Source organism: Chryseobacterium sp. UF-290, from assembly GCF_058245615.1.
The window spans coordinates 185,909-197,228 of record NZ_JBSICB010000009.1; the positions used below are offsets into that span (position 1 = coordinate 185,909).

The 11,320-nt window shown below is 33.9% G+C and carries 9 protein-coding genes; 1 reads left to right on the forward strand and 8 read right to left on the reverse strand.

Going from position 1 to position 11,320, the window contains the following annotated elements:
• Positions 1 to 153: 153 nt before the first annotated feature.
• Positions 154 to 435 (forward strand): helix-turn-helix domain-containing protein, encoded by a 282-nt coding sequence (locus tag AC4IF5_RS12745; RefSeq protein WP_490735074.1) that lies wholly within the window; start codon positions 154 to 156, stop codon positions 433 to 435.
• Between the two features lie 37 nt (positions 436 to 472).
• Here the strand turns inward: AC4IF5_RS12745 and AC4IF5_RS12750 are convergent, their stop codons facing one another.
• The 8 genes from AC4IF5_RS12750 to AC4IF5_RS12785 all read right to left on the reverse strand — a co-directional run.
• A complete protein-coding gene (locus AC4IF5_RS12750; RefSeq protein WP_490735055.1) occupies positions 473 to 865 on the reverse strand; it encodes a hypothetical protein in 393 nt (130 codons plus the stop codon).
• Between the two features lie 25 nt (positions 866 to 890).
• Positions 891 to 1,817: an RHS repeat domain-containing protein gene (locus AC4IF5_RS12755; protein ID WP_490735057.1), complete on the reverse strand. Its 927-nt coding sequence runs from the start codon at positions 1,815 to 1,817 to the stop codon at positions 891 to 893.
• 295 nt (positions 1,818 to 2,112) lie between these two features.
• Positions 2,113 to 2,604: a hypothetical protein gene (locus AC4IF5_RS12760; protein ID WP_428136031.1), complete on the reverse strand. Its 492-nt coding sequence runs from the start codon at positions 2,602 to 2,604 to the stop codon at positions 2,113 to 2,115.
• 5 nt (positions 2,605 to 2,609) lie between these two features.
• A complete protein-coding gene (locus AC4IF5_RS12765) occupies positions 2,610 to 3,536 on the reverse strand; it encodes an RHS repeat-associated core domain-containing protein (RefSeq protein ID WP_490735076.1) in 927 nt (308 codons plus the stop codon).
• 40 nt (positions 3,537 to 3,576) lie between these two features.
• Complete coding sequence (locus tag AC4IF5_RS12770; protein WP_490735059.1) at positions 3,577 to 4,194, reverse strand: hypothetical protein; 618 nt, start codon at positions 4,192 to 4,194, stop codon at positions 3,577 to 3,579.
• Between the two features lie 2 nt (positions 4,195 to 4,196).
• The gene (locus AC4IF5_RS12775) at positions 4,197 to 7,703 is read right to left on the reverse strand and encodes a DUF6443 domain-containing protein (RefSeq protein ID WP_490735061.1); all 3,507 of its coding nucleotides are present in this window, start codon (positions 7,701 to 7,703) and stop codon (positions 4,197 to 4,199) included.
• 6 nt (positions 7,704 to 7,709) lie between these two features.
• Positions 7,710 to 11,117 carry a hypothetical protein gene (locus AC4IF5_RS12780; protein WP_490735063.1) on the reverse strand — a complete coding sequence of 1,136 codons (3,408 nt, stop codon included), beginning with the start codon at positions 11,115 to 11,117 and terminating at the stop codon, positions 7,710 to 7,712.
• A gap of 6 nt (positions 11,118 to 11,123) precedes the next feature.
• Positions 11,124 to 11,320: T9SS type A sorting domain-containing protein (locus tag AC4IF5_RS12785; protein WP_490735064.1), on the reverse strand; the 197-nt coding region annotated here is incomplete at its 5' end.

Sequence of the window (11,320 nt, forward strand, 5' to 3'; positions counted from 1 at the left end):
CCGAACTCCCCAGCTATTGAAGACACATTATTTCTTTGCTTACTTATAAAACTACTTGGATCTTAAACTCTAAACTGTAAGTTTTTTAACTTTCTTCATAACATTAAAGTTAAAGAGTATAAAGTTTTTGTCGTAAAAAAGATATTAACTCCAATTTCTCATTACAATAAAATTGAGAACGGACAGCGTGAAGCTTCCGTAGAAATGTTGGATAAAATCGCAAAATTTTACGGCGTTTCTATTGACCAAATTGTGCATCCTGATAATGAAGTTCCTACGGAAGTTGTGGTAGAAGATAAAACCCTGATAGAACAGGTAAGATTAATAAATGGACTGGAAGAAAAAGACAAAAATGTAATCTTCGCTATGCTCGAAACTATGATTACCAAACAAAAATTTAAAGACTTCTTTAATAAAAATGTAGCTGTTCTATAAAATAAAAAATCCCGCTGATTGCGGGATTTTTTATTATTTATTCTAGAATCTTTTGATAACAATTTTCCCCTTCGTGATATCCAAAACAAAGTACAATATTTTTATTTTTTTTTTCAAAAAAAGTTGTGTAAGTCATATCGATATCATTAACATCTTCGGGAAAAGCAATTAAATCTTTATCTAAATTCAAATAAAAATCAGAAAACTTTATTGAAGAACCATCTAATTTGTATTTAGAATTGTAACTCAACAATTTCTTCCCTTTTATATTGTAAATTACCCTATTATAAACCCCATCCTTGTTAATTGTTAGAGTGTCATATGTATTCTTGTATGATATGGGTGAATATTTTCCATATATATCTTCATTACTAATATTTTGGCACGAAAATAAAAAAGGTAATAAAATTAAACTTATACTTTTTTTCATATTTATTAAATTTAAGATGTTCGATTTAAAATCTAGATCTTGTTAATATAGATGGTGGTGTTATAGCTTGTTTAAAAACGTTCTTTAAGGTTGGGTTAATTACTTTTTTTTGAACTTCTGAATTGCTTTCAGTCCATATATAGGTCTGATATGTATTTCCAAAACTATTTACTTTCCCTTCAGTTCTTTCAAAGTTATTTACTGGTAATCTATAAAACAATGACTCTTGTGACTTGGAATCGGTCATTAAAAAAAGGGTTTCATCTCCTAATTTGTACCAAGATACATTTGATCTTCCCCACATTTGTTCATACATATCAAAATTTGCTGTTATGGGGTTAGCTTGAAGATAATCCATTTTTACAACCCCTTTCGAGTTTTTTGAATTTAATGCATCTTGTCTTGCTAAAGAAGAATAAGGAGATGACGCTTTATCCAAAGAAGCAAAAGGTCCATCATTAGAATCATTAAAATCACTAAACAAACTACGAGTAGGTCCACTTCCTCCAAAATATTCACCTGTTATAGTTCCCCATCCTACATCTTTTCCTCTATGAGTATAACCACTAATAATAGATTCTCCGCCTTTAATAATATTTGAAGCTCCAGTTTGTCGACTAACTACTTTAGTGTCTCCATTTTTTTGATGGTAAAAATCTATTTTATTTCCACCTAAATTACTAATCATCTTGCCATTCTTATCATACTCATTAAATGGTTCTCTTCCATCAGGATCAGTATATTTTACTGGATTATTGAACGTATAATTATAAGGCGACCAGCTCGGCATTTTCTCCGCCAGCGGATCCACAACACCCCATCTTCCCAAATCTGGCATGTACATCCTCGCTCCATAATCATACATCCCCGTCTCCTGTAATTCCTTCCCGTTGTACTTGTATTGATAAGGATTAAATCCTACATTAGGATTATTATTCCCCTCATGCTTCAATCCAAAAGGATAATAGTTGTTGATATCTGTAATATCCAGAGCACCTGCACTTTTTTTGGAAAAACTTTACTCTTGCTTTTCTCAAGTGATCTTTATACTGGTAAATATAACGATTTTCTTATATTAATAAAGACCACTGTACTTGCAATGGTCTTTATTTTATTTATTAGGACACGAGCTAGAAGCTAGAGCCAGGAAGCAATACTCCGTTTATCAATACTTTTGATTTACTTCTTAAATTTTAACTTTTTTACTTGCTTTTTGTCATAGAATGTGCCAGCGAAGGGAGATAATTTTAAAGAGATTCCTCTACCCAACTTGGACGGATTGTTTTAACTTCAATTTTATCATATACTAACTTAGTTGTCGAATAGTCTAAAAAAACAAATGTCTTGCCTCCTTTATAATTAGTTAGTAAGTATGAAAAATAAACTAAATGTATTTTAGTTCTTTCACTTAAAGCCTCCAAAGATATAATTAGACAATCATTATTTATATTTCTTACTATAGAAAGTAAAATTTTTTGTTTAGTACTCAATTGTTTAATAAGTGAATCCCTCGTTGAATCAAAAAAAAATATAAGACTTTTGTCCAAATTGTATTTTTCAATATATTCAAATAATTTTAATTTATCGTACTTCTCAGAATCGAAAGAAAAAGCATCAATAATACTAGAGAAACTATTAAATAATTTAAAATCTATATTATCAGAAATTTCATAAAAGTTACTATCCGAAGGTAAATTTATTTTATAACATTTCTCTTTCTGTAAAAATATTTTATTCATTATTATTAATCTGTATTTACTTTAAATTTATAAGTTTTAGATGTAGGAGCCTTTCTTGTCCATGAACCTGTTTGCAAAAACTCTGTCACATATCTAGAATTTCCTGTTAAAGATTGATACTCTAATGCAGCAGCCATTCTATGGTTTCCTTCACTAATATAATAAGCCCCTTCAGAATAATAACCTCCAATTGTATACTCTGAAACATTAAATCCTTCCGGTGATTTCATTTTATTTAAGATTTCTCCAACAACACCTTCGTCTCTTAATCCAGACTGCATACTCATTATATTTTTAGATTCAGCAATTTGTTCTACTTTTGCTACATTAGAAAATATAGAAGCTTCAGCGCTCTCAACAGCTCTTGCTCCTCTTGTTGCCATTTTTGATACAGCTGTTTTCGCCAGACTTCCAACTCCTTCTGTAGCTAAGGCAGATCCTCCTTCTATTACAGCAGTTCCTAAAACTCTTCCTGCGATGTTTCCTGCTACTGTAGCATCTCCTTTTTTTATACTAGATCCTGCAATTGCAGGTAAGGCTGCTACTGATCCCATTAAATTTACAGACTTAGAAATACCAGCTTTTAAAGCTCCTCCTGGGGTGTTTGCCAAAGATTTTGCAGATTCTATTGGATGAGTTACAACCTGTCTAACCCCTTGATAGGTTTCTTTCGCAACTCCTCTCGCTCCCTGATACATTCCAGAATAATAAGTTTTAGCAAGATTCCACAAATGACCACAACACCCCTGAGCTTCTCTACCATCTGGATCAACAAACATTATAGGGTCATTAAACGCATAATTATAAGGACTAAATCTCGTCATTTTCTCTGCCAACGGATCTATCACACCCCATCTTCCTATATCTGGCATATACATTCTCACCCCATAATCATAAGAGGCTGTCTCAAAAGTGAGACAGCCTCTTGTTATCTTTCAAGGAACGAGCGAGATGCTCGCGCCCAGCGAGGGGTTATTCTCTATCCTGATAATTCTTTGCCAATTCGTTATAGTCTGCTTTAAGCTCATTATCAAAATTTAACATATCATCTAATATATTTACCTGTTGTTCAATAGAGGTGAATATATCTGAATTATCTCCAAAAGAATTCAAAAATTTTTCTTTCATATCCAAAGATGTGAATCCCACAATCGCAATTTCCCACTCTCTTGAACCTATAATCGCCCAATCATCTGAATTAGAAAAACATGATATTTCGTTTGAGTTTATACCAATAGCATCTGCGGTGTTTACACCAGGGTCTTTATACACAATACTATTAAAATCATTGTAATTTTTATTTGTTTCTAATTCAAAAACACTATACTTATTAAAATGTATAAAAAAATAGTCTTCAGGGGAAGGATCAATTGTATAGAAAAATAACTTCCCATTTTTAATTTTATTCAAAAAAGATATTATACCTTCAAAAAATATTTCTTCAAAAATATAGTCAAAATCAAAAGCTATAAAGTACTTAAAGTTATTGTTAAAAGAGTTTTTTTCAAATGAATTATAATCAGGAAATAACTTTTTTATTTTCGATTTATAATTTTCAAACTCTTTTCTATCAGTTACAAAATTTTCCATATTTATGGTTTTAATCGTATTTTAATATCTGTTTTTCCTGTTCCATCTGGATTTTTTTTGAAATCAGCTGTAGGGTTTCCTCTCTTATCATTTCGAAGGTTATAAGAAGTTTTCCCATTAGAATAAGTTCTTGATTTTCCATCTTCTGAACTTTTAGTCTTTTTATAACCCGATTTTTCTAGATTATCCACAAACTCCCCCTCAGAAACATTTGTCTCTTTATTATTAACAGCTCTTTTACCCGTTTTGTCTACATATTCAGAATTGTCTCCCTCTTGAGGCACTTTTACCCCATTCACATCTTTATCCTCCTCGGCAGTATCCTCAGTTTTCAAATTTCTATAACCTGCACCAGGATCTGCAATAGTGGTGTATCCTGTACTTGGAGGTGTAAACTGATTAACCGTCCACCAAACTCCGGCTCCTATTAACATTGCTGCTGCTACAACATCTGCAGGACCGGGAACAGGCGAATCTGCCTGTGAAACCAATAATGCCGCCATTGCTAAACTTCCGGGACCAGAATCACTGCTTTTCGCCTTACCGGTAAGAGTAACTTCTTGAATTTGTATTTCTTTTACAGCGGTGTTTGTGTCAGGCTCATAAACATATACATTGTTTGGAGCATTAATGTATGGCTGAAACTCTGTTGTCTTTGGACAGGTAGGACACGTTGCTAATTCTCCTGTCATACCTGTGGGATCCCAAAAACTTATTGGATTATTCCAAACATAACTGTAAGCTTCATGAGTGTATTGGCTTCTTGGATCAATTACACCCCATCTTCCCAGATCCGGCATATACATTCTTGCTCCATAATCATACATCCCTGTCTCCTGAAGTTCCTTGCCATTGTACTTATAGCTATAGAAACTTCCAAAATTGGAACTTTCAAATGTTCCTTTGATATGGTTAAGCCCGAAAGGATAATAATTATTGGTATCTATAATTTCAGGAACGTCTGCGCTGTTTTTAGCAAAGGTTACCCTGGTATTTCCAAGATGATCTCTGTACTGGTAAATATAACGATTTTCCTTGAAACTGTAAAAACCTTCTGCTGTGCCCACAAAATCCAGTTCCCATTCCGGATTAACAGGAATGCTAGGATCAAAAATATTTTTATAGGCCTGCTCTTCATATGCATTTTCTGTTCTGCACGTTAAGCATGGTCCTCCTCCTTCTCTGTAAGTATACTGGAAGCCATCCAGGTAGTCTGTGATCCGGATACTTACCAATCCCTTTGGCCGCCAGGTGGAATATGTTTTACGGAGCTTGATCCCGTCAGCGCTGTAAAGATAGCTCATAGAGCCATATAACAACTGACCAAAACTATTTTGCTGTGTAACGAACTCATTGGAGAGATTCAGATAATTGTAGGCAATTGATTGGATTCCTTTGTCAGGCATATCTTTCATGTTCCCGTTCAGATCATAGGAAATAGTATTATTGCCTCCTTCATATCCTGTATCATTCAGCGCATTTTCAATGACTTTCGTTAAACGATTTCCGGTATATTCGTATACCAGATCATCCACTTGGGTTGCTGTTGTTCCTGATATGGGAAACGCATTCCTTTTTAATGTTTTAATGTTTCCGTTAAAATCATAGGTCAGATGCTCATTATAATAATTATTGAAGGGTGTAGTTGTGTTAGGTTCAGAGTATACAGCATCTTTTAACCTTTCCAGCCCATCATAAGTATAATTATAACGCTTCATCATCCCTTCGGAAGCATTAAGCCAATCTACTTCTGTAATATTTCCGTTAAATTTTCCCGGAGCTATATTAGGATTTACAGGGTTGTTATATTTTATTTCGTATCCAAAAAACTTTCCGTTCAGATTTGCAGGATCATTAATTTTGGTCATCCAACCACGGATATTATATTTATAGTCAATCTGCTGAAGCGGAGATCCTGCAGCAGTCCCACCTACTTTTTTAGATTCCAGCTGAGACAATTCATTGTATTTATTTTGAGCCAGAATTTCAACAGGATTGCTGTCTACCTGATGTTTGTGAACAAGCAGCCTGTTCTGATGATCATATTCAAACGTTTCTGTGATAATTCTTTCCACATCGGTATCCAGTCTCTTATGTCTTGTAACAGTCAGTTTGGGAACTCCTGAAAAATCAAGCTGGGATTCTGTTCTGGTATATCCTCCCAGATGATTAATAGAATGAGTTCCTATTGCCCGCCCTTTAGTATCATAGTAGGTATAATTCTTCGTCCAGTTGTCATCTTCTATATTCTTTACAAAACTCATCACAGGCAGCCCTTTGGTGCTTCTTCCGTCTGACGAAGGAGCTTCTAGCAAAGTAGGCTCTCCCTGAATCGTTGATGGAAAAGATGGATTGAAACCATATTGTGGATAGGTGTCATAATAGTTCAAGGATAGTAAAGTTATCCATTTAGAAGCATGAGGATAGGTAATACCTGGATCATAAAAAACATCCATACCCTGTCTGTTAAAGACAACAAAACCTGTCCGCGTCAAATTACCTGAACCGTCAGCTAATATTTGTTCCGCATTCCGGTTCCCACCAGCAGATATTCCTGTAATAACCACTCTCCCAAACTGATCGTATTGGGTATACAGCCATTGTCCTTTGGTTCTTAATTCTGCATCCTGAGTTCCTACAAGCCTGTCCTGCTTATCATATACCATATATTCCCAGCCTTTACCAGGAACCTTTTTTTCTACAAGCCTGCCTCTGCCGTCATAACGGTATTGATAGCAGAGGTTGTCAAGCGTTGTCTGGTCTAATGATGCGGAAACTGATGCCAATGGGGGAATGACAAAGGCAAGCTGGTTATATTCATTATACACATAATAGGTATCTGCATTTTCGGAAGCACTGATCATTTTTCTTACCAGCAAAGTCTGGCCCTGTCCGTTTTTGAACTCAATGGTCTTGTTTCCGTCTTCATCGGTAACGGTGTTCTTGTATAGCTGTGCACCCCCGAATGTTCCTGAAAAGCTTATAGAAGAAGAGGTAGCACCATTTACCCATGTGGTGGAAGTAGTGTATTTTTTAACTTCACCATCTGTATTGGCATCGTAATCAAATTTTACAGGTTTACTGCTCCAGTCATTTCCTACCTGGATCTGCTGCTGGATCCTATCCAAAGGTGAGTTTTCCAATACCTTTTCAGAAAAGATCTTCTCTGCTCCATAGATAGAGGAAGCATTTCCCAGTGGAGAAGTATAAATTGCTCCGTTCTGAGTTCCTGATTGGGGAACAGGCAGGTAATCTTTGGCCTGTCTTCCAAACTGATTGTATTCAATATGGGTGACCACATCTTTCCCTAATGGAGATGCTTTAACATTGACTACCTGTTTAGGTCTTCCCAGGCCATCAAAGTACTGAACGGTTTCTGAGGTTTTTGTAGGAGTAGTCCCACTATAATCAAGGTAAGTTTTGCTTTGGATATAGTTTTCTGTACCGGATACCTGTGCTTTTACAGATCCCATCAGCAGAAATCCTATGGGAATTATTATCTTTTTCATCGTTTGTTAGTTTTTATAGTTGTATTTAAACTCTTTCAGTACCTTACCATTCACATCAACTACTTTTTCAAGTCTGTTCGCTGAATCATAGATGTAACTTTCTCTGATACCGGAAGGAGGAGTAATGCTTCTTACCCCGATTAAAGGATCATAAGTGTAAGTCGTGATCTGGTAGTTTGGCAAGCTGTTTCTAAAAGATTTAAAAGTGGTAAATAGAGCTGCTTCATCATTGTTAGTTCCTGCTGATGCATCTACATCAGATGCGTTTACAATAACATCAATTAATGATTGTTGAATGTCTGAAAGCTTCGCTCCTTCTATTTTGGCAATGGGCTGGGTTTTATTGTAGCCCCAAATGATGACTGTGGAAATACCATTTTTTGTTGTGTATTGCTGGAGGTTGCCTTTGCTATCATAAAGATCATAAGTAACTTCTGTAGATGGATTACCGGTTTGAAGGTCATAGGATAATACTGATGTTGGAAATAAATGAGCAGGATTATCATATTTGGTTTCTGTTTTCGAAAGTGTTTTAGCGGATGCCGCAGTATTTTCTTTTTTAACAACTGTAGTTTCTAAAGGAAATCCAATCATATTAGCATTGATCAACTTCTGATTGTTCTTTTCATGGGCATATAGATAATTGATTTCATTTACAATTCCATCTGGGGAAATATTTTTATGTTTTATAGGATAATCCAAATTATTATACTCATAAATTTTAGTAGTGTTCACAGGATGAGGCAAATAATGAGTTTCATCCGACAAGCTTACATTAGCTTTCCCAATAATCTCTCGATGATTTGTAATAGCAATCATATCAATAGAATTACTACTACATGCAGGATTCGGTCCGGCATTTACACAATTTGAAAGGTAAGCTTCATATGTTTTAAAATTACCTGCGTATACATATTCTGTAAACGGAGAGCCAGCATGTCTTAAAGTAATTCCTGATAATTTTTCCGAATCATAAGTGTTGTACTGATTATTTTTTTTATAAAGTAGTGTATGGTTATTGTCTTTTGTTTCTTCATCTATCAATAAACCTCTTTTATAATCATAATTTCCAATAGCCACAAAAGGAGGAACAACATAAGAAATCTGCTCAGGATTTGGATTGTCTATAGGAGAGGTATAAGTAAATATATCTTCACCTTTATTGGTTTCTGAGACAGAAACATTTTGGTAACCTATATCAGCTCCCCGTGTTTTTTGAACGGGAAGGAAATTCTCTGTAGAAAAAATTGTAAAATTATTAGTAAATGATTGTTTACAAGGTGTCATAGGGCTACAATCGTAAACAAAAATATTATTATAATCATAATTATAACTATGTACAGGTTTGGGAAATATTAAAGCTCCGCTACTTTTTTGAGGATTAATAACATTGTTATAATCAAAATCTACTTTTTTTACAGGAGTTGCATCAGTAAGCTTATCAAAATAACTTATACTGTTGATTCTAACCCCGCCACCCAATAAATAGGGGGTAATGTCATTTATTTTTTTATCTCTATATGTCGCAATAAAATTAACAGTGCCATTATAGTTGTTTGTAAAATCACCATTAAAAATTACATAATATTCTCCTGCATCAAGGTCTCTTGTATGGTTAGTTACATATCCAAAATCTATAGACGTTCCAATATTTGTTACATATGTATAATTATTACCTTCTTTTTTATAAATTGATATACTCCAAATATCATTAGCAATTTGATTGGCTAAACATTCAAACCCTACCATTTGGGGAGAAGTAATCGTAAAAAAATACTTCCTTACACGATTTTCTGTTTTTAAGTAGGTAACTTCGGTATTTAAATTTTCCCAATTATTAGGATTCTCATAAACATTTACAGGCTCATTCCCGACATACGAATATGTATTAATACCAAAATTGAATTTCCTAATACCCCCCGATGGTAGTTTAATACTTTTCAATAAATTGGTTGTTATACAGCCAGAAGAAGGTTCTTTAGCTAGTAAATAATTATCAGTAGGCTTTACACAATTAAACCAATCCCAATGATCTTTTCCTAAACTAAAACCAGAATTGTTTTGGTTATATTCTAAGGCATAATCGAACTCCTTTCCTGATGAAGAATTATATTTTGTGATTTTTTTTAATGAAAGTCTTCTTTCGTCAACATCCCTACCTAATAATCTATATGTAAAATAATCATAATCTAACTGGTAGCTTTCAATAGTCTTTCCTGAATAATCAGTTAAACTTATCTTGTCTAACTTTAAAAGTTGTTGAGGGTTAGTAAAATTAGAATCTTGTCTTCCTTGCAAATAAGTAAAATTAATTTTACCTTTTCCTATAATCTCAATGTCTTTTAAAGCTCGAACTAAAGTAGTTGTACTTGTTGTACTCGTTTCTTGAGCTGATGGAATTTCTCTGTCAAATTTTTCTTCATAGGATTGTATGGGTGTTTTCGCAGATCTATATATATGAGAATAATCAGTATATATAATCTGTTGAGCAGTATAATAATCAAATTTAACTAGCTCTACATCAGCCATATTTGCTATTTTACTAAGGTGAAAAGCAGAATTGACATTGCCGAGATTAGAAGCATTTGTACTAACGTGCCCTTTAAATCCTACTCGATTAGTTAAAGATGTTCTCAATGATTTTTCTGTAACATCAAAAGTATACTTATTGCCTTGCTCGTCTGTAATTATAAATGAATTGGCTTCAAAACTATTGATTGAATCAACCGAACTTATACTAATTCTCAAATTATTTTTATCTAATTTTTCAACATATAACTGGTTATTTGGATCTTTTTTAATGATGAATCTTCCAGCATATCCCATGAAGTTATATTGATATAAATCATATTCAGTATCATAGCGACTGAAGTATAATGCTTCATAAAATAATTTTTTAAAATGATTTTCAGAAGAACCTAAACCTGTACCTGTTTCTAATGCATCTAAATATTTTCGAGTATAATTTTTATCTAAAAAATTAGACGTAAATTCATCAAAATAAATACCTATACTAGGTTGGCCTCCAAGAGAGAGTATAACATTTTGGTCATCTGGTGTCCCTCGTACAGTTCTTGTGATACTTCCTCCTGCAAATAAATTCCACCCAAGCCCCGCTTCACCTGACTTATCGTCAGGCTTTGCGTTGTTGGGATGATAATTTAAGGATACATTCATTGTAATAGATGAATTGTTAACTGGAATAGTAATGAGGGGAATTCTAATATCTGGGATACCACTATAATTACTTACAGGTACTTCCTCAAATTTCATTAAATTATTCGCTGTAGGTGCCGCTGGATATAATTGTTTAATATTATCCATTAGATTACTTACAGAAGTGGGTTCAGAAGCCGTTTGTGATTGTAAAAACTGGACTGCCACCAACGGCAATAATAAATATACTTTCTTCATTTGTATTTATTTCTTAATCAATTTAGCGTTAGTTGTTTTATTGGTATCTGTTTTTATCGTCACCAGATAAGCCCCCTGTATCAGAAACTGGGTATTAATCTTGGTCACTTTATTCTTCGTCTTCATATTCTGAAGCTGTCTTCCACTCATATCATACAGCATAATATCAGCTTCCTTGAAATCAAAGCCGATTTCTACATAAG